The organism is uncultured Rothia sp. (assembly GCF_963507905.1).
GTDB lineage: Bacteria > Actinomycetota > Actinomycetes > Actinomycetales > Micrococcaceae > Rothia.
In genome coordinates this window covers 60,417-79,057 of record NZ_CAUOUU010000002.1, presented here as the reverse complement: position 1 = coordinate 79,057, position 18,641 = coordinate 60,417, and the positions used below count along the sequence as shown (strand labels likewise).

The 18,641-nt window shown below is 62.4% G+C and carries 12 protein-coding genes; 2 read left to right on the top strand and 10 right to left on the bottom strand.

The window, feature by feature from the left end; genetic code table 11:
• Positions 1–250 precede the first annotated feature (250 nt).
• The 6 genes from RQ593_RS01825 to murA form a co-directional block, all read right to left on the bottom strand.
• The gene (locus RQ593_RS01825) at positions 251–1,606 is read right to left on the bottom strand and encodes an AIR synthase related protein (protein ID WP_311449655.1); all 1,356 of its coding nucleotides are present in this window, start codon (positions 1,604–1,606) and stop codon (positions 251–253) included.
• Positions 1,607–1,684: 78 nt separating this feature from the next.
• Positions 1,685–3,343: a hypothetical protein gene (locus RQ593_RS01820; RefSeq protein WP_311449654.1), complete on the bottom strand. Its 1,659-nt coding sequence runs from the start codon at positions 3,341–3,343 to the stop codon at positions 1,685–1,687.
• Positions 3,344–3,831: 488 nt separating this feature from the next.
• Positions 3,832–4,950 carry a D-alanine--D-alanine ligase family protein gene (locus RQ593_RS01815; RefSeq protein ID WP_311449653.1) on the bottom strand — a complete coding sequence of 373 codons (1,119 nt, stop codon included), beginning with the start codon at positions 4,948–4,950 and terminating at the stop codon, positions 3,832–3,834.
• A 227-nt stretch (positions 4,951–5,177) separates the two neighbouring features.
• Positions 5,178–6,296 carry an NAD(P)H-dependent glycerol-3-phosphate dehydrogenase gene (locus RQ593_RS01810; RefSeq protein WP_297606305.1) on the bottom strand — a complete coding sequence of 373 codons (1,119 nt, stop codon included), beginning with the start codon at positions 6,294–6,296 and terminating at the stop codon, positions 5,178–5,180.
• A 111-nt stretch (positions 6,297–6,407) separates the two neighbouring features.
• A complete protein-coding gene (locus RQ593_RS01805; RefSeq protein ID WP_297606308.1) occupies positions 6,408–7,265 on the bottom strand; it encodes a 1-acyl-sn-glycerol-3-phosphate acyltransferase in 858 nt (285 codons plus the stop codon).
• Positions 7,265–8,698 carry a UDP-N-acetylglucosamine 1-carboxyvinyltransferase gene (murA, locus tag RQ593_RS01800; RefSeq protein ID WP_296546306.1) on the bottom strand — a complete coding sequence of 478 codons (1,434 nt, stop codon included), beginning with the start codon at positions 8,696–8,698 and terminating at the stop codon, positions 7,265–7,267. The genes RQ593_RS01805 and murA overlap by 1 nt, the downstream gene beginning before the upstream one ends.
• Positions 8,699–9,386: 688 nt before the next feature.
• On the opposite strand from murA, the gene RQ593_RS01795 reads away from it, so the two are divergent.
• On the top strand, positions 9,387–10,838 hold the full coding sequence (locus tag RQ593_RS01795; RefSeq protein WP_297606311.1) for a transcriptional initiation protein Tat: 1,452 nt from the start codon (positions 9,387–9,389) through the stop codon (positions 10,836–10,838).
• A 203-nt stretch (positions 10,839–11,041) separates the two neighbouring features.
• Here the strand turns inward: RQ593_RS01795 and leuD are convergent, their stop codons facing one another.
• Together leuD and leuC are read right to left on the bottom strand one after the other, a co-directional pair.
• Positions 11,042–11,635 (bottom strand): 3-isopropylmalate dehydratase small subunit, encoded by a 594-nt coding sequence (gene leuD, locus RQ593_RS01790; protein WP_005505627.1) that lies wholly within the window; start codon positions 11,633–11,635, stop codon positions 11,042–11,044.
• A 26-nt stretch (positions 11,636–11,661) separates the two neighbouring features.
• Positions 11,662–13,104, bottom strand: a complete 1,443-nt coding sequence (gene leuC / locus RQ593_RS01785; protein ID WP_070831218.1) for a 3-isopropylmalate dehydratase large subunit — start codon at positions 13,102–13,104, stop codon at positions 11,662–11,664.
• Positions 13,105–13,514: 410 nt separating this feature from the next.
• Between leuC and RQ593_RS01780 the strand changes: the two genes are divergently transcribed.
• Positions 13,515–14,411 (top strand): IclR family transcriptional regulator, encoded by an 897-nt coding sequence (locus tag RQ593_RS01780; protein WP_397545890.1) that lies wholly within the window; start codon positions 13,515–13,517, stop codon positions 14,409–14,411.
• 111 nt (positions 14,412–14,522) lie between these two features.
• Here the strand turns inward: RQ593_RS01780 and RQ593_RS01775 are convergent, their stop codons facing one another.
• Both RQ593_RS01775 and RQ593_RS01770 read right to left on the bottom strand, forming a co-directional pair.
• Entirely contained in the window at positions 14,523–16,385 is a 1,863-nt protein-coding gene (locus RQ593_RS01775) for a GTPase (RefSeq protein ID WP_311449652.1), read from the bottom strand.
• A gap of 47 nt (positions 16,386–16,432) precedes the next feature.
• Positions 16,433–18,316 carry a dynamin family protein gene (locus RQ593_RS01770; protein WP_311449651.1) on the bottom strand — a complete coding sequence of 628 codons (1,884 nt, stop codon included), beginning with the start codon at positions 18,314–18,316 and terminating at the stop codon, positions 16,433–16,435.
• Positions 18,317–18,641: the final 325 nt, after the last annotated feature.

The following is an 18,641-nucleotide window of genomic DNA, read 5'->3' as shown; positions in this document are numbered from 1 at the left end:
GTTCTCGGCTGAGTTCTCAACTAGTTCTCGGCTAGTTCCCGGCTGATTTCCCGGTTAGTTCCCGGCTGATTTCTCAGCGCCCGCGGCACGGGCGGGATCCAGCCTATTTCGTACTTCTATTCTAGGCAATTTCGGTTAAATGTACGGTATTGTCCGTCGTCTATCCCGCGGGCTGAAAGCACGGACTAAACTTACAAACCGCACGCACCTCGCGGCACTCGGCAACATTCGGCAACACTCAGCGGAGCTCCTACGCAGAAGCCCCGTAGTGTTCCCAGCCCATGCCGTCCAGGGAGCGGCCGTCCATCACGACCGCCGCGCCGGTCACCGCATTGTGGCGGCGCTCGGCACCGTAGAGTTCGGCACTCAGACCGCGCTCCGGGGCGTCCGCCACGCAGGTGCCCAGGGGCACGAACTCTTCGGGCACCTCACCGGGGAAGGTCGCCAGCAGGCCGTGGTCTTCTCCGCCAACCAGCACGAAGGTGCGCGCCAGGGATGCGGGGCTCTCCCCCGCCTCGTTGCGCTCACCAATCGCCAGCAGCAGGCGCGCCAACGGTAGCAGCGGCTCGGCGAACGCATCCACGGCGGCACGGTCGAGGCGCATCTGCACCCCGGAGGCGGCGGCAACTCGCCCGGCGTCCTTTACGAGTCCGTCAGAAAGATCCAGCATGGAGCTTGCCTTATGCTGGCGCGCCACCTCACCGGCGGGGATGGGGCTGACCGGGTGGTGCTGCGATGCGACGGCGCGCTCGCAGACCGCAATCATGTGCGCGGCATCTTCGGGGGTGAGGGCGCGGGCGAGCTCGATGAGCCCCTCGGGAAAAGTGCCAGTAGGAAGAGTGCCAGCACCTTCCGGTTGCTGCTGAGCCCAGGTCTGCGCCACCGCACCCAGCGCCGCCTCAACCTCCTGACCTGCGGCGATGGCACGCAGCAGTGCCGTGGCGGGCAGGGAGAGAGGGTTGAGCAGCAGGCGCAGACCGGCATCGGACCAGGCGGTACGCCCCGCCAGGGCGATAGTGTCGCCGGGGCGCGCACCGGAGCGCAGCACGGCACGATCCGTGTAGCCGAGGGCTGTGACGGTCACCGACATTTCGGTGGAGTCGCCAATATCGCCGCCGCCAATCACGCATTCGGTGGCTCCGCAGGCGTTGATTCCGTCCACAATGCCGTGGGCGAAGCCGTCAATCCAGCAGTAAGGGGTGCTACCGGGCAGGCTCAGGGAGATGAAGAGGCTCGCCGGGCGTGCACCCATGGCGGCAACGTCGGCGAGGTTCTGGGTCGCGGCCTTGCGCCCCACATCGTAGCCGCTGCTGCGGGCGGGTTCCAGTATGAACTCACCGGCTTCACCAGTCTGTGCGATACCGCCGGGCCAGAGGTTCATGAAGTCCTGATCCTCAACGAGAGTGTCGGTGGTGACCACGGTACGCTGACCGGGCGCGGGCGCGGCGAGGACGGCACAGTCGTCGCCGGGGCCCACATCGAGGGGTTCGATATGCCCCGCCTGGCGTGCCGCAGCGGCAACCTGCTCATTATGGGCGTTGATAATCGGCATAAAAGCGCGCAGAACGCGGGACTCGCCCAGCTTTGAGAGAGGTGTCTCTCGCATGGGGTTGTCCCGCGTTTCGCTAAAAGTCTGAGGATTCACATCCTCTATTATCGCGTATTCTGACGCGTTATGTTCGCCTTATGCTCCGCGGCTGAAGTAGCGGATTGCCAGAGCAATCAGCACCAGGCCGATGAGTGAGAAGAGGATCAGCGGTGCAATGCCGGAAAGTCCAGAATCGTCCGCGTCCGCATTCTTCACGGCCTGCTCCTGGGCGGCGTTCGCGCCGTCAGCCTTTGCCACGCTCTTTGCGGAGCGGCTGGCGCTAGCCGAGGTGGAGGAGGAGCTAGGCGACTTCGAAGCCGATACCGAGCTTGAGGAGTTCGAGGGGCTTGCCTCGTGGGAGTGGTCCTCCTCGGTCTTATTGCGCGAGAGGTATCCAGCAACCCAGTCAGCCGCACCCGGAATGGAGTCATTCGAGCCGTTATTAGCTGCGATTCGTCCGAGGGTGGTGCCACCAGAACGCAACGGATCGTCATCCTCGCCATCAAGCCTGTCGCTCGGTGCCTTGCTCGGTGAAGAGCTCGAAGATCCCGAAGAGGAACTTGAGGATTCAGAGGAGTTGCCCGGTCGCGGAAGCTCAATGGAGATGATGACATCTTCCCCAGAGACTTCCTGACGATTGCCGGGGACGGTCACCGGGTTGTTCGCCGGAGGAATCGGAGCAACAGGTTCGGTCTCGATCGGGGTAACCGATTTGGAGTCCGAGCTGTCCTTGTTATCCTCTACCGGAGCTACGGGAGCTACCGGAATCACGGGGATGACCGCGTCCTTGGTCGGCTCGTTAGTCGGATCCTGAACCGGGGCCGGGACTACCGGAACCTGAGAGGGCTCCTGGGTGGGTGCCTCAGTCGGTTCCTGAGTCGGCTCGGGAGTTACGTCCTTGGTCGGCTCGGGAGTGGGCTCCGGATTCGGTTCCGGGGTTACGTCCTTAGTCGGCTCGGGTGTGGGTTCCGGAGTAGGCTCCGGTTCCGGGGTAGGGTCCTGAGTCGGTTCAGGAGTAGGTTCCGGGGTCGGTTCAGGGGTAGGTTCCGGGGTGGGCTCAGGATTCGGCTCAGGAGTGGGCTCCGGGGTCGGTTCAGGAGTAGGTTCAGGAGTTGGTTCCGGAGTAGGCTCAGGAGTCGGATCCTGAGTAGGCTCCGGAGTAGGCTCAGCCGTAGGCGCCGGGGTCGGATCCTGAGTCGGTTCAGGGGTTACATCCTTAGTGGGCTCAGCGGTAGGCTCCGCGGTGGGAGCTGCGCTGGGCTCGGCAGTGGGCTGCGCAGTAACATCCGGAGTGGGCGTCGCATCCTTAGAGGGCTCTACGCTAGGACTCGCCGTAGCGGTAGCACTCGCAGAAGCGGAAGGCTCAGCAGTGGGGTGCGCAGTAACATCCGGAGTGGGCGTCGCGTCCGGAGTAGGAGTAGCGCTCGCAGAAGGTTCAGCACTGGCGGTGGGCTGAGCACTCGAAGAAGCGCTAGGCTGAGCGGTGGGCTCTGCCTGCGCGTTGTCAGTCTTATTGTCTCCCTGGGCGGTGGGCCATGCGCTTACGGTAGCAAGCGTGGGTACTGCCGCCTGAGAGGAAGATGCCGCGGTCGCGGCGGGGTCCAGGGTTTGGCTTGCGGTGCCGACAGGGTTGGGCGGAACCTGAGACGCAGCCTCCTGCACATCTTGAGCAAATGAGGCTACGTAGGGGCTTCCGGAAGCAACCAGTGCTGTCGCCAGACTCGCAGAGACCACCTTACGGTTTCGTTTTCCCAAAGGTTGTCCTTGACTTTCTGATACGTTGTGAGTGAATAGATACCCAATCGCTAGGGCAGATTGGATATACCTTCATCTATTCTACCGAATCGGCTTTTTCTTCATTACTCATTTTAGCGCTTTCATACCAATCTTTGAGCTTCAAGATGTGCAACGACCATCTAACGAATCATTTCATGATTTAGAAGCATCATTTCATGCACTTATGAGCAGAATTACGTTTTGCCTTATCAATACCGCTTTAGAACTTGCACTCCACTATTTAAGCAACCTCAAGGTGGATGCAAGTGATTTTTCTCATGGGTGAAAAACGAGCGATTCTCATATACATCTGAGGGTCAATACGTACCAATTGATCCCCCGCATGCAGACATAAACTTGCTCGTTGCGCAAAAAACGCCCCGACGCGAACCCCTCAAGAATCCGCGCCGAGGCGCCTCGCAGCAGGGGCTACCACTCCCCTACCACTACGTATTCAATGACTGAGCTTAGCGCAGACCCAGGGGGCGTTCCATCGCCAGGGTCAGCAGCTCGCTAATCAGGTCGGTGTAGGAAATACCGGTGTTCTCCCACATGGTCTTGTACATCGAAATCGGGGTGAAGCCGGGCATGGTGTTCACCTCGTTGATGACCAGGTGGCCATCCTCTGTGTAGAAGAAGTCCGCACGAGACAGACCCTCACCATCCAGCGCCAGGAATGCCTTCACAGCCAGCTCACGCAGACGATCCTGCACATCCTGCGGCAGGTTCGCCGGGCACACGGTCACAGCGGAAGACTCAGAAACGTACTTCGCCTCAAAGTCGTAGAAACCGTGATCCTGATCCACAACCTCAATCTCGCCGGGGTAGGATGCGCGCGGCATCTCGCCGTGGTGGCCATCGAGCACAGCGCACTCGATTTCGCGACCCACGATACCGGCCTCAATAATGATTTTCGGGTCGTGGCGGCGTGCCTCTTCAATCGCGGGCACGAGCTCCTCCACCGAATCCACCTTGGTAATACCGAAGGAAGAACCTGCGCGGGTCGGCTTCACGAACATGGGGAAGCCCAGCTTCAGCACGCGCTCCAGAATCTGCTCGCGGTCCTCGTGCTCCCACTGGCGGTTTGTGATGACCTCGTAGGGGCCGACCTCCAGGCCAGCAGACTCGAAAGCAACCTTCATGAAGTGCTTATCCATGCCCACAGCGGATGCGGTCACGCCGCAACCCACGTAGTGCAGGTCAGCCATTTCCAGCAGACCCTGCACGGTGCCGTCCTCACCGAAGGGGCCGTGCAGCAGCGGGAACACAACGTCCACCGGTGCGGTGCGGGTAACGTTGCCCTCAGCATCCACCAGGGTCAGGCGGGAATCGCCGGCGCCCATCGGCAGGAACACCTGCTGGGTGCCCGCGGGGAACTCCGCGGTGCCGCGAGTGCCGGCGGTCAGCTCGGCGAGCTGCTGCTCATCGGTCAGGTACCAGCGGCCGTCACGGGTAATACCGATAGTGATGACGTCGTAGGCGGTGCGGTCAATAGCGCCCAGAACGCCGGCAGCGGTAATGAGCGAAATCGGGTGCTCGGAGGAGCGGCCACCGCACAGCAGGGCGACGGTCTTCTTCTCGGTCATATGTTTCTCCTAGTCAAGGTTCCCCTACCCTCAGGTCCGGAAGGTGGAACGGCAATGCGTCAATAATCCTAACGTACGAATACCGTCGCGGTCACTGATGCGTTTCTCACGCGCCGGTTTTCCGCAACGGTATCCGTCCTTGGATGTCTACATTCAATCTTCTTCTAGTATGTCCTGGCACACAACCCGAATCAAGGGGTGCCAGCACACCAGAAAAGCTTTAAAACCTAGTGGCTCTCGTGCTTGAGGCGGCGCCCCAGCAGCTGAGGCGCCAAGTCCTCAATGCCAATGCGACCCGAAAGCACCGCCACCACAGCCTCCACGATGGGCATCTCCACGCCGTGACGGCGAGCCAACTCAGCCACCACGGGAGCCGACTTAATCGACTCGGCAGTCTGGCTCATGTGCTCGTGCAGGCGGTCAGGGGAAATACCCTGAGCCAGCAGACGACCCGCCGTGTGGTTACGGGACAACGGCGAAGAGCAGGTCGCAATCAAGTCGCCCATGCCAGCAAGACCGCTCATGGTCGCAGCCTCGCCACCCAACGCCACCGCCAGGCGGGTAATCTCCGCCAGGCCGCGCGTCATAATGGATGCCTTCGAGTTATCGCCGTAATTACGGCCCTCGCAGATACCCACGCAGAGCGCAATCACGTTCTTGACCAGGCCGCCAATTTCGGTACCAACCACATCCGTGTTGGTGTACGGGCGGAAGTAACCGCACGCAATCGCGTGAGCCACAGCCTCAGCCACCGGCAGAGTGCGAGCCGCAACCACGGAGGCGGTAGGCTCCTCCCCCATGATTTCCTTCGCGAGGTTCGGGCCCGACAGCACGCACACGCGGTGCGGAATATGGCCAATCGCGCGCACATCGGCACCGCGCAGAGCCATAGCCTCTTCCAGCTCCTCGGTAATGACCTGCGACATGCGCAGACCCGTACCGGTCTCCAGGCCCTTCGCCAAAGACACCAGCATGGCGTTCGGCTCAATATAGCGGGCGAAACTCTGCAGCTGCGAACGCAGAACCTGCGCGGGCAGGGCAAGAACCACAATATCTGCACCGGCAAGCGCCGCGGGGGCATCCGCCGTGAAGTGCATGTTATCCGGCAGCTTCATTCCCGGAAAATAGCGGGCGTTCTCGCGGGTGCGCTCGCACTCAGCCATCACCTGCTCATCACGACCGATGAGGGTCACGCGAGTGTCATCGCCGCGCTCACGGGCCGCGTCCGCCGCAATCTTAGCGAAAGCGGTGCCCCAGCTACCGGCGCCGAGCACCGCAATAGACTGTACGGTTGCCGGAGGGGTAAATTCAGGGCTTGCTGCGGGGGTGCGTCCAAAGAAGGTCACGAAAACACCTGCCTATCTTCCTTGCGAGGTTATTGTGCGAGTCCCTGACAGGCGCCTCAGCGAATAGCCGCGGCTCCTGTCAGGGCCTCTACGAATTTCCCAGCGGGGATGCTACTTTTCGTCCGGCTCGCCGAGCGCGCCACCGACCGGACCCGAGGGGGTACCGGGGGCTTCACGACGCTTAGTGCGCGGGTTCCAACGACCCTCCGGAGCCTTCTCGCCGCGGATCTTCTCCAGCTCGGCGGTGATAGCGTCCAGCATTGCGTCGGTGACCACGCCCAGCTCGGTGCGGGTGTGCTTAGCCTCGGGGCTGGAGTCCTCAACGAGGGAGGCGATATCCAGCGCCTTACCGACCTTCACGCGAACGGTCTTGCGGGGGAACAGCGAAATCTTACGCTTCTCCTTGATGCGGCCGTCCTCGCCGGGCTCGTCCACGTAACCGAGAATCTGCTCGTCACCCCAGTGCGCCACCGGGAAGACGGGCGCGCCGGTCGCAAGAGCCAGACGAGCCGCACCGGTACGCGCCTGCATGGGCCACAGCTGCGGATCGTGGGTGGTGGTGCCCTCCGGGAAAATCACGACGGCACCGCCAGCCTCAACAATCTTGCGGGCAGTAATCAGGGACTTACGCGCATCCACCGAACCGCGGACCACGGGAATATGCGCGAGCTTGCGCATAATGTAGCCGAGCACGGGGGCGCGGAAGAGCGAATCCTTCGCCAAGAAGCGCGGCAGGGCGCCCTCAACGAAAGCAGGGAAAGCCACGGTCACCGGGTCAAGCTCGGTGGTGTGGTTAGCCACGATAATGTACCCGCCACTGGAGGGCAGGTTCTCGCGGCCGGTAATCTCAACGCGCGCAATGAGCTTGTACAGCACGCGTGCCGCGTTACCGAGCACCTTGTACAGAGCATCACCGGAGGCGGTGGGCTCAATCTCAGGCAGAGCCTGCTTTCCCTGCTGTCCGCTCACTAGTCCTGAACCTCAACTTCCTCGGGCTCAACAACGACGATTGCCGCATCGGGCTTGGGGGCCTTCGATGCCTTGCGTGCCAGCACCTCAAAGTTGGCACCCAGGCCCTTGAGCTTCTGCTCGAAGTTCTCGTAGCCGCGTGCAATCAGCTCAACACCGCTCACGTGAGAGGTGCCCTTAGCAGCCAGAGCCGCAATGATGTGGGAGAAGCCGCCGCGCAGGTCCGGAACCTCAATGTCGGCACCGGTCAGCGGGGTGGGGCCAGAAATAATAGCGGAGTGGCCGTAGCCCTTGCCCTCGAAACGGCAGGGTGCGCCGCCCACGCAGTCACGCATAACGACAATATCCGCGCCCATCTGCTTCAGGGCGTTGGTGAAGCCGAAACGCTCCTCGTACACGGTCTCGTGCACGATGGACGCACCCTTAGCCTGGGTCAGCGCCACCACGAGGGGCTGCTGCCAGTCGGTCATGAAGCCGGGGTGAACGTTGGTCTCAAAGACGATGGGCTTCAGCTGAGCACCGGGGGTGCGCTGAGCCGGGTGGGTGAAGCGAATACCCTCGGCGGTCACCTCGTACAGGCCGCCCATCTTGCGGAACTGGTTCAGGAACGCAGTCATGTCCTTCTGAGCTGCACCGCGAACGAAAATGTCGCCGCCGGTAGCCAGCGCCGCAGAAGCCCAGGAAGCGGACTCGTTGCGGTCGGGCAGGGACGCGTGATCGTAGCCGGTCAGCTCATCCACGCCCTCAATGACGATGGTGCGGTCCTCGTTAATGAAGATGATTGCGCCCATCTTCTGCAGAACAGCAATCAGGTCAATAATTTCGGGCTCAATCGCAGCGTTACGCAGGATGGTCTTACCCTTAGCGCGGACACCGGTGAGCAGAACCTGCTCGGTAGCACCCACGGAGGGGTAGTTCAGCACAATCTCTGCACCCTTCAGACCCTCTTCGGGAACAATCAGGGTGGTGCCGGTTTCGTCGTCCTTCTCAACGACCGCACCGAACTTGCGCAGTGCAGACATGTGGTAGTCGATGGGTCGGTCACCGATCTTGCAGCCTCCCAGGTTGGGGATGCGCGCGGTACCGAGAGTGTGTAGCAGCGGGCCCACCATCAGAATCGGGATGCGAGAGTTACCACCGAAGAGCTGAATCTCCTCTGCGTTCTTTGCAGCGGTGGTTGCGTCCTGTGCGGGGTTGAGGGTGAGAACACCGGCTTCACGGTCGTAGTCAACCTTCGCACCGTGCAGCTCCACGAGGGTGGTAACGATTTCAACATCGCTCAGGTCGGGAACGTTACGCAGGGTCGAGGGAGTCGAACCGTGCAGTGCTGCGACCATAGCCTTGGGCACCAGGTTCTTGGCGCCTCGAACGTGAACCTCACCAACGAGCGGAGTGCCACCTTCAATGCGAAGCTTGCTGATGTTCTCAGTCATTAAAAATCCTTTGTGGAGTCGGCTGGTTTACGCCGAACTTTAACAGTGTGCCGATACGCCGCGTTCTGTCGTGCCGCGCCCCTGCCGGTAGCAGGGCGAAACGGGCGCATATATTCATCATTATTCTAAGCCCTGCGTAAAGGTGCTCCAAACACTGAAGAACCTTTGGAACTCGCGACTAGGATTTTGCTCTGATGTGTATATGAAAAACCGGTCTGAACCCTCAGATTCAGAGCCGGAAAAACAAAAAGATACACAAACATTCACACTAATGCAAACATTTTTAGGTTCTTCACCGAAATTTGACGCTAGTTTCGTCTTTTTGACGCACGAATTTGAACTTGAGAGCAACCTCACCCCTACAATAACGTGCACACTCGTGCCCACTGAGCGGCGCCTCCACTCTCAAGGAGAAGTCAACCAGCTCTCAACTGCGGCATCGGCGCCGGCATTGCCGTTGCTCCTCGCAGTACGGGGCCACACGGCAGGGAACGGGCGTGCATTCACTGCATACAACCTTGCGATGACGCCCAACTAAAACGGTTCGGCTTCCTGATTCACTTCAACTTCAAAAATTCACTTCAACATTACCGTAAATATTCGAAAGTCAACCGAAAACCACGGCGCATCGCAACCAACCACAGGTTACTTCGCGGCTGCATCCGCGAACTACCGGAGGACCCCAAAAATGACACATCACAACACTGCATCACGCATTTCGCGCCGTCGCCTCGTACAGGGCGCTGCATGGAGTGCCCCCGTCATCCTCGCCAGCGCAACCGTCCCCGCATGGGCGGCAAGCGGCGAGCCCACCTGCTCCCCCGCCCTGACTCTCAAGCCCACCGCAACCGGCTACGACGACAAGGCAGGCGCATACACCGAATGGCTCGTCCCCGAAGGCGTTGGACGAGTCCGCTTCGACCTTGTAGGCGGTGCCGGCGGTGCGGCAACCTCCTTCACCCCCCGCTACCTGACCGAGGTCACGAACGCCTCCCTGGCTGGCGGCGGTGCCGGTGCACAGCTCAGCGGCGTCCTGGCGGTCAAGTCCGGCGATATCCTGCGCGTCTGGGCGGGTAACGGCGGCGTCGGCTCTGCATCCGGCGCGCAGCCCGCACTCGGCGGCGAAGGCTACGCTGCAGGCGGCGACTCCACCGGCTCCAGCAATGCAACCGGCAGTGCGCAGGTAGTGGGCACCGACAGCGGCTACGTGTACGGCGCGTCTGGCGGCGGTTCCTCCGCGGTCGAGCTCGTTCGTGACGGCTCAGTCACCGTCGTAGCCGTTGCAGGCGCTGGCGGCGGCGGTGCACAGCTGGGCACCCTCACCACCCACCAGAGCATCTTCGACGCGCAACCCAAGGATCAGCTGAACCCGGCACTGCGTATCGCCATGGAACACCGCGATGCCAATAGCACCGCAGGCGGTAGCGCAGGCGGCGACCTGGGCACCGACAACCCCGGCCAGGGCGGCATGCTCATGGCAAGCCCCTACCAGGAATTCAAGCCCCTCGACGAGGACGACAAGACCCTCGACATGCGCTTCATGGTCACCGGCGGTACCGCCGGCCGCTCCGGCGTGGCGGGCACCCTCGGCGAGGCAATGATCGGCATCCTCGACGAGAACAACGAGCTGAAGCTCATGCCCATGTCTACCCCCTGGTTTGAGTCGTACGATTTCCCGCGCTACTACCTCTACGGGGGCGACTCCGTGCATGAGGGAGAAAAGGGCACCGGCGGTGCGAACGCAACCGGCTCTTACCGCGGTAAGGGCGGCTCGGGCGCACTGCTTTCCCGAACCCAGGGCAAGCTCTCCCTCACCTCCGTAGCATCCGGTGGTGGCGCCGGCTACGGCGGCGGTGGCGCAGGACTGAACATCTGGACCGTTGGCTTATACTACGAGGGCGTTTTCGGCCGCCAGGTGCAGTTTGAGAACGAAGGCAACATCTACTCGCTCAGCGCCCTGAGCAGCGGCGGCGGCGCGGGCGGCAGCTACATCAACCACGAGGTGGTTTCCGATTTCGCTCTTGCCACCGCGCAGAACGCAAACCCGACCGCGGGCGTGCGCTCCCCCGGTTCGGCGGCACTGTACAGCTGCACCGAGAACGCAACCCTGAACACCCCCATTACCGAGGGTGCGCTCTAGATAGTCAACAAATGTGCCTCCCCGGAAGAATACTCCGGGGAGGCACATTTGTATGTGTACCAAGGTTTTAGCGGAAAGCCTGAGAGCCTAGAAAAGCTCAAGGCACAGAAAAGCTCGAAGGAGGCGACTGATTCAGTCGCCGCCTTCGAGCTTTATCTAGAGATGTCTAGGGCTTAGAGCGCTCGGCTTAGAGCTCCCCCTATTTAGAGTTCCTGGGTGCGGGGCATCCACGAGGGGCGCTTCGCCTCGTACGCCTCGATAGCCTCGAGGTTCTGCAGGGTCAGACCGATGTCGTCCAGGCCCTCCATGAGGCGCCAGCGCACGTAGTCGTCAATCTCGAAGGGAACAACCAGCGCACCCACGGTTACGGTCTTGGACTCCAGGTCAACGGTGATTTCGGTGCCGGGCTCGTGCTCCAGCGCCTTCCAGATCAGCTCGATATCGTCCTGTGCAACCTGCGCGGTGACCAGGCCCTGCTTACCCGAGTTGCCGCGGAAAATATCAGCAAAACGAGCGGAGATAACGACCTTGAAACCGTAGTCGCGCAGCGCCCACACCGCGTGCTCACGGGAAGAACCGGTACCGAAGTCCGGGCCCGCAACCAGCACGCTACCATGCTTGTAAGGCTCCTGGTTCAGGATGAACTCGGGATCCTTACGCCAGTTCGCGAAGAGGGCATCATCAAAGCCGGTCTTGGTCACTCGCTTGAGGTAGACGGCGGGAATGATCTGGTCGGTGTCAACATTCGAAGAACGCAGCGGCACGCCAATGCCGGTGTGCTTAATAATGGGTTCCATAATGGCTCCTTAGCTATAGCGGCGTGCTAGGCCACGACGTCGGACGGGGCGGACAGGGTACCGCGCACAGCGGTTGCGGCAGCAACCACCGGGGAGACCAGGTGGGTGCGGCCACCCTTACCCTGGCGACCTTCAAAGTTACGGTTCGAGGTGGAGGCGCAACGCTCACCGGGTGCCAGCTGGTCGGGGTTCATGCCCAGGCACATGGAGCATCCGGCAAAGCGCCAGTCGGCACCGAAGTCCTTGAAGACCTTGTCCAGGCCCTCTGCTTCTGCCTGCGCGCGGACCTTCTGGGAGCCGGGCACGACCATCATGCGTACGTTCTCGGCGATGGTGCGGCCGCGCACGATGTCGGCTGCGGCGCGCAGGTCCTCGATGCGGGAGTTGGTGCAGGAACCCAGGAAGACAACGTCCACGGGGATGTCCTTCATGGGGGTGCCCGCCTCCAGGCCCATGTATTCGAGGGCGCGTTCTGCTGCAACCTTGTCGTTCTCGTCCTCGAAGTCATCCGGGGAGGGAACGGCGTGGCTCAGCGGAATACCCTGACCGGGGTTAGTGCCCCAGGTGACGAAGGGCTCGAGCTCGTCAGCGTTGATGAAGATTTCCTTGTCGAAGACGGCGCCTTCGTCGGTGGGCAGGCTCTTCCAGTACTCGACTGCCTTGTCCCACTCTTCACCCTTGGGTGCGTGCTGGCGGCCCTTGATGTACTCGAAGGTGGTCTCGTCGGGGGCGACCATGCCGGCGCGTGCGCCCGCCTCAATGGACATGTTGCACATGGTCATGCGGCCCTCCATGGAGAGGGAGCGGATCGCGGAGCCGCGGTATTCGAGCACGTAGCCCTGACCGCCACCGGTGCCAATCTGCGCGATGACGGCGAGGATGATGTCCTTTGCGGTCACGCCGGGCTTGAGGGTGCCCTCAACGTTGATTGCCATGGTCTTGAAGCGTGCCAGGGGCAGGGTCTGGGTTGCCATGACGTGCTCCACCTCGGAGGTGCCGATACCGAACGCGAGAGCGCCGAACGCACCGTGGGTGGAGGTGTGGGAGTCACCGCAGACGATGGTCATGCCGGGCATGGTCAGGCCGAGCTGAGGGCCAACCACGTGCACAATACCCTGCTCCTCGTCGCCGAGGGAGTGGATGCGCACGCCGAATTCCTTGGCGTTGCGGCGCAGGGTCTCAATCTGAGTGCGGCTGGTCAGGTCGGCGATGGTGCCGAAGATGTTGTCGGTGGGGGTGTTGTGATCCTCGGTGGCGATGGTCAGGTCGAGGCGGCGCAGGGGGCGGTTCTCGATGCGCAGCCCTTCGAATGCCTGGGGAGAGGTCACTTCGTGCAGTAGCTGCAGGTCGATGTAGAGCAGGTCGGGCTTGCCGTTTTCACCGGGGACGACGACGTGTGCGTCCCAGACTTTTTCTGCCAGGGTGCGCGGACGGGTGCCCGCGGTGGTTGCGTTCTGTTCGCTAGTCATGCTTTCTCCTGCTTGATGCGTTCCTACGGTGGATGCGTTCGGTGTGGTGCGTGCCGCTGGTTTGTGGGGTTGAGGGGCGGATTATGTACCCGATGGGACCCTCAAATCGGTATTTTCCTGCGGCGTGTCGCATATTTTTTCGCGGATTCTTAGCCTGTGAGACGGCCTAGAAGCACCCCGAACCAGCAAGTGTTTTTGTGTGGGTTTATTCTATGACTCCAGGGTGATTTTGCGGGATTACCCGCATTTTTACGCGGTTTTTCGCATATTTTCACCCATAAACCCACATGAACACTTATTATGAAAAACTCATAATTTATCCCGTAGGGGGTGATTCCATCTTCAGCTCTGCACTCCAAAGAGTCCATGAAGTCCGGGGTATCTTTCATATTCTGAGATAGAATATAAGAATGACTCCTTCCGCATCACGTTTTAACGCACACGGAATGCGTCACCCCAACGCATCCACACAACACAACGCACCGATTGTTGACCCCGTCAAGCCGCCCGAACACATGGCCGCCGACGAGCAGATGGTAGAGGTACACTCCCACGGCTCCTCCGGCGTTGGCGTGCTCGACAAGGCAACCCTCATCCTTGACTGCCTCGAGGCAGGCCCTGTATCCCTGGGCGACCTCGTCAAGGCAACCGGTCTGGCACGACCCACCGCGCACCGCCTCGCCGTGGCGTTGGCTCACCACCGCCTTGTAGCCCGCGACGTGCAGGGACGCTTCATGCTCGGTCCCCGCCTGACCGAACTGGCATCCGCCACTATTTCTGATGAGCTCATCACCGTGGCCGACCCGATTCTGCAGAAGCTCAGCCTCGAAGCTGACGAGTCCACCCAGCTGTACCGCCGCCAGGGCGACTGGCGCGTATGCGCGGCAACCGCCCCGCGCCCCTCCGGCATGCACGAATCCATTCCGGTCGGTACCCAGCTGTCCATGCAGGCTGGTTCCGCTGCCCAGGTGCTGCTGGCTTGGGAAGACCAGAACCGCATTGTTGAAGGCCTGCGCGATGCACACTTCAGCGCCGCCATGCTCGCGGCTGTGCGCCGCATCGGCTGGGCGCAGTCCGTGGGTGAGCGCGAGCGCGGTACCGCCTCGGTCTCCGCTCCGGTGCGTGCCCCCGGTGGCAAGGTGATTGCGGCTGTGTCCATTTCTGGCCCGATTGACCGCATGACCCGCCAGCCGAACCGCAACTACCCCGAGCTGGTTGTTAAGGCTGCTCAGGCAATTACGGACGGTCTGCGTGAGCTTGCGGCGTCTCAGCAGGCTCCCTGCGCTGAGGCTTCTGACGAAGACTAAGCTTCAGTAGCGATTAGATATAACGGAAGAATCCCTCCCCGCCTCAATTGAGGTGGGGAGGGATTCTTTTGTGTGTTCCTAGATTGATACGGCTTCTCGGAAGCTGGTCCGCTAAATGTCCAGCGCCTTGCGGTAGGCGGCCAGGCGCTTTGCCTCCTGCTGTACCGGTGCGACCACGCAGGACTGCACCGCCTTCTCCATGCCGGTCTGCAGGCGGCCCCGCAGTTTGCGTGCGTAGTAGCGTGAGCCCATCGCGGTGAGCAGCCTACCCACACCCGCCGAGGCGATGCCAAGTAGCACACCCAGCAGCAGAAGCAGGGTCGGCAGGGGCACCGGGGAGCCTTCGGGGGTCGGGGCGGGCGGCAGTTGAATCTGCAGGTACGCCATGCCGGAAATCAGGGTCAGCCAGCCGACGCCTACCAGGGCGCTCATTAGCGCGATCCACTGCAGGGCGTTGAAGATGACCCAGGGGGCGCGGGTGCGGCCCAGACCGTAGTCGATGCGCACCATGTCGCGTTCGAGCAGTTCGGGTAGCTCCGCCTCGCGGGAGAGGGCGGCTTCCTTCATGCTGCGCTTCCACGGTTCGTCGATGCGGTTCGCCATCTGCTTGCTGTACTGGCGCACAGCGTTTGCCATGCCCGCTTTCTGTGCGGCGCTCAGCGGAGGTAGCGAGGACGCTACCAGCTCGGGTGCATTCTCGCTATCGGAGCCGAGCATGCCCGCGGACTTCTCAGCCTTAGAGGTGCTTTTCTTCTCGTCCTGCTGTCCCAGGTGCAGGCGGCGCAGGGGGTCGGCTTTCAGGCGGCTCATCCAGCGGGTGAGGATCCAGCCGGTGTGCTGACCCGCGGTGCGGCGGTAGGAGGCGGTTGCCGCCTCCAGAACCTGCTCGGCATGGCTGGAGGTGTAGCATGCCTGCACGAGCTTCCGTTCCGCCTCGAGGGCGTAGGCTCCGGCGAGCACTGTGTCCTCTCCCCCGGCGTAGGTGCGCAGCTGGGAGGCGGTGGCGTGCAACTGCGCGTCGGTTCGTTGCAAGGACAGGCTCTTGGCGGCGGCTACCTGGGCGAGCAGGTCTCGGAGCACCTCGATACCCTCACCGGTTCGGGCGGAAACGGCGATGGGTGCGGCGAGCAGGTGCGCCTCGGTACCCTCAGCCTGGAGCAGGCGGGTGAGGGAGGCGAGCACGGCGGGTACTTCGGCGGGTGCGAGCTTGTCCGCCTGGTTGAGCACGCAGAGCGCCTGCGCACCGGAGGCGGCAAGCGGCACCATGAAGTCGCGGTGGATGACGGCGTCGGCGTATTTTTGGGGGTCGACGACCCAGACGAGCACGTCCACGTAGCGCATCATGCGGGCGGCGAGGTCGCGGTTGGTGGTGGTGACCGAGTCGAAGTCGGGCATGTCCAGCAGGATCAGACCGCCGGTGCGGGTGCGCATTTCGCCGCGTCCGCCGACGGCTCGGCGGATGCGGTTGAAGAGTCCAGGTGCGGGTTCGGTTACCGCGTTGGGTGCCGCTACTCCCCCGGCAGCCTCGCTACCCTCGGCAGTGTTACCTTCGGCGGTGAGCGCCTGAGTTTGCGGGTAGACGCGCTTGTCGATGCCGAGCCAGTCGAGCAGTTCTTCGCTGCCTTCTGCCTCCCAGATTGCCGCCTGCACGGTGGAGGTGGTCGGGCGCGTGGGCGCGGAGAGGGCGATGTTCTGCCCGGCGATGGCGTTGAAGAGGGTGGATTTGCCGCTGCCGGTCGCACCGAAGAAGCCGATGACCGTGTGCTCGGTGGAGAGTTCGCGGCGCTGGCTGAGGCGTTCGAGGGTTTCGGCGGCGTCGAGCAGGACGGTCTCGGGGACTCGTCCTTCGCCGTAGCCGATGGCTTCCTTGAGGGATGCGACGGAGCGCGCGAAGGGCGAGGTCGCCACGCCGGGGGCGGTGCCTCGCTTGGTATCGCGCTCAGTGTTCTCGAGTTTGTTCTCGGGGGTAGTCATAGTGCGTTTTTCTTTGTCTGTGGTGCGGGGTGCCTGTCCGGAGTGGTTTAGCGGGCAGTTGAGCCGTTAGCGCGGGCCGCGGCTTGGCTCTGCGCGCTCATTTCCGCTGCGATCGCTTGTACCTGTTCGGCGGCGCGGTAAATCTCTTCGGCGTCAGCCTGCGGATCGGTTTCTTCGAGCACGGCGGTGAAAGGCTGGGCGTGCTCAGTGAGCAGATCAGCCATGCGTTCAAGCAGGTCGGTGCGGGCGCGGGTTGCCATGCGGCGCACGGCATCTTCACCAAAGATGGACTCGAGCAGCTTGGTGCCGACCACGCCGCTACCGCCCGCAATGCCCGCCTCAATACCGGTAATACCACCGGTGAGGCTGAACGCGGCGACCATGAGCATGACGGCGGCGGCGTTCACGCCCAGGGAGAGGAAGCGGGCACGCTTGCGCTTATCGGCGCCTTCTTCGCGAATCATTTCGAGCACGGAGCCCTGCCAGAGGCGAATCTGCTCGGCAACGGCTGCGGAGAAGATGTCCTCGGCGGATTGCACCTCGCCCTTAGCTTCTGCGTTCTGTTCGGGCACAGCAGAGGTAGCCTGCGGCGCATCCAGGCGTGCCAGCAGGGAGCGTCCGGCGCGGCTGGCACGCCAGCGGGTGCGGGTGTTTTCGGAGGCGCGGGCAGCTGCATCCAGCACGACGGCGTGGATGCCGCTTTCGAGGGCGTCCTCTACCTTCTGGGCGGCGGCGGGCTGGCCGCGCAGGGCGGAGCCGACGCGGTCGCGCAGGCGGCCGATGGTGCTGTCGAGGGAGCGGAAGAAGTCGCCGGTTCCCACGAAGTCGTGCCAGCGCGAGAGCACTTCGCCGCGTAGCAGGGAGCCGTCGGAGAGCGCCCCGTCGATGGTGGTTAGCGCGTCCTCGTATTCTTCGGCGGCGATGGTGGCAAGCGACTGGTGCGCCGCCTGCTGGCGCGCCTGCTCGGCGGCGAGCACCTGCAGGTTGCCCGCGAGGGTTTCGACGGCACCGGCGAGGGTCTGTCGGGCAATGGCGGCGCGGGCGGGTGCGTCGGCGCCGAGTTCGCGGATCCACAGGGTCAGCGGTGCGAGGCTGACGGGGGCGAGCATGCCCTTCTCGTCGCGCTGCTGTTCGGTGACGGTGTGAATCAGCACGGCGTGGATTCCCGCCTCGTCGAGCATGCGGCGCAGGTCGTTTTCGATGGCTTCTTCGTCGCCTTCGGGCACGCGGTTGAGCACCACGGCGATTGCGATGGAGCGTGCGGCTGCTTCGTGGAGCAGTTCCCAGGGCACGGCGTCGGCGTAGCGGTTGGCGGTGGTGACGAAGAGCCACAGGTCGGCTGCGGAGAGCAGTTCCTTGGCGAGGGTGCGGTTTTCTTCAGAGACGGAGTCGATGTCGGGCGCATCAATGAGCGCGATGCCCTGCGGTAGCGCCGAGGTAGTAATAGGAATGAGGGCGCGCGCAATGGTCGGGTCGAGGCCGGGTAGCGCCTGCGATCCGGCGTTCATGCCGGAGGTGCGGGTGCGCGGCAGGGTGGGCAGGAAGCGTTCGGGTGACAGCGCCGCCTCGTCTTCTGCGCGGTGCAGCAGGACGGGGTGGCGGGTGGTGGGTCGAATCGCGCCGGACTGGGTGAGCGGCTCGCCGAGCAGGGTGTTGACGAGGGTGGATTTACCGGCGCCGGTGGAGCCGCCGACCACGATGGTGAGGGGGTTGTCGACGCTGGCGCTGCGCGGCAGGATGTAGTCGTCGAGTTGGCGTGCCATGGCGGCGAGTAGGGTGCGCGCGGAGGCGGTGCCGTGCTCTGCGGTGCCGTCATGGGTGACGGTGTAGGGGGTGCCGGGGGTTTCGCCGGGTTCTACGTCGAGCGGGAGGGGGATTCGAGTGAGCAGTTCGCGCGCTGCTTTGAGCTGCGCATAGTCGGTGGTAGTCACAGCGCTATTGTCCCATAGGGTGAACCCGCTTCATGCCATGTGTGGGCGTTGCGGTGGGCACGTTGGGGTGGCGGGGAGTTTGGGTACGCGCACAGAGGCATTTTTGATGGGTGTTCGGACAACGTGGAGAGGTTGAATTACTATTTACACACAAGGTGCAACAACTCCAATTTACGATTTACTCATATCAAGAAAAAGCCGAAAAATCCCTAAGTTTCTAGGGGAAACAACAGATTTTAATGCGGTTATCCCGAACACATTGGTACGTTTTATAACCCGCATAAAACGGGCAAATATTAAGATTTGATAACTTTTTACGCTCAAG

Coding starts and splice junctions, on each gene's coding strand:
- RQ593_RS01825 (WP_311449655.1), bottom strand. CDS start 1,606: ATGCGAGAGACACCTCTCTCAAAGCTGGGCGAGTCCCGCGTTCTGCGC.
- RQ593_RS01815 (WP_311449653.1), bottom strand. CDS start 4,950: ATGACCGAGAAGAAGACCGTCGCCCTGCTGTGCGGTGGCCGCTCCTCC.
- murA (WP_296546306.1), bottom strand. CDS start 8,698: ATGACTGAGAACATCAGCAAGCTTCGCATTGAAGGTGGCACTCCGCTC.
- RQ593_RS01795 (WP_297606311.1), top strand. CDS start 9,387: ATGACACATCACAACACTGCATCACGCATTTCGCGCCGTCGCCTCGTA.
- leuD (WP_005505627.1), bottom strand. CDS start 11,635: ATGGAACCCATTATTAAGCACACCGGCATTGGCGTGCCGCTGCGTTCT.
- leuC (WP_070831218.1), bottom strand. CDS start 13,104: ATGACTAGCGAACAGAACGCAACCACCGCGGGCACCCGTCCGCGCACC.
- RQ593_RS01780 (WP_397545890.1), top strand. CDS start 13,515: ATGACTCCTTCCGCATCACGTTTTAACGCACACGGAATGCGTCACCCC.
- RQ593_RS01775 (WP_311449652.1), bottom strand. CDS start 16,385: ATGACTACCCCCGAGAACAAACTCGAGAACACTGAGCGCGATACCAAG.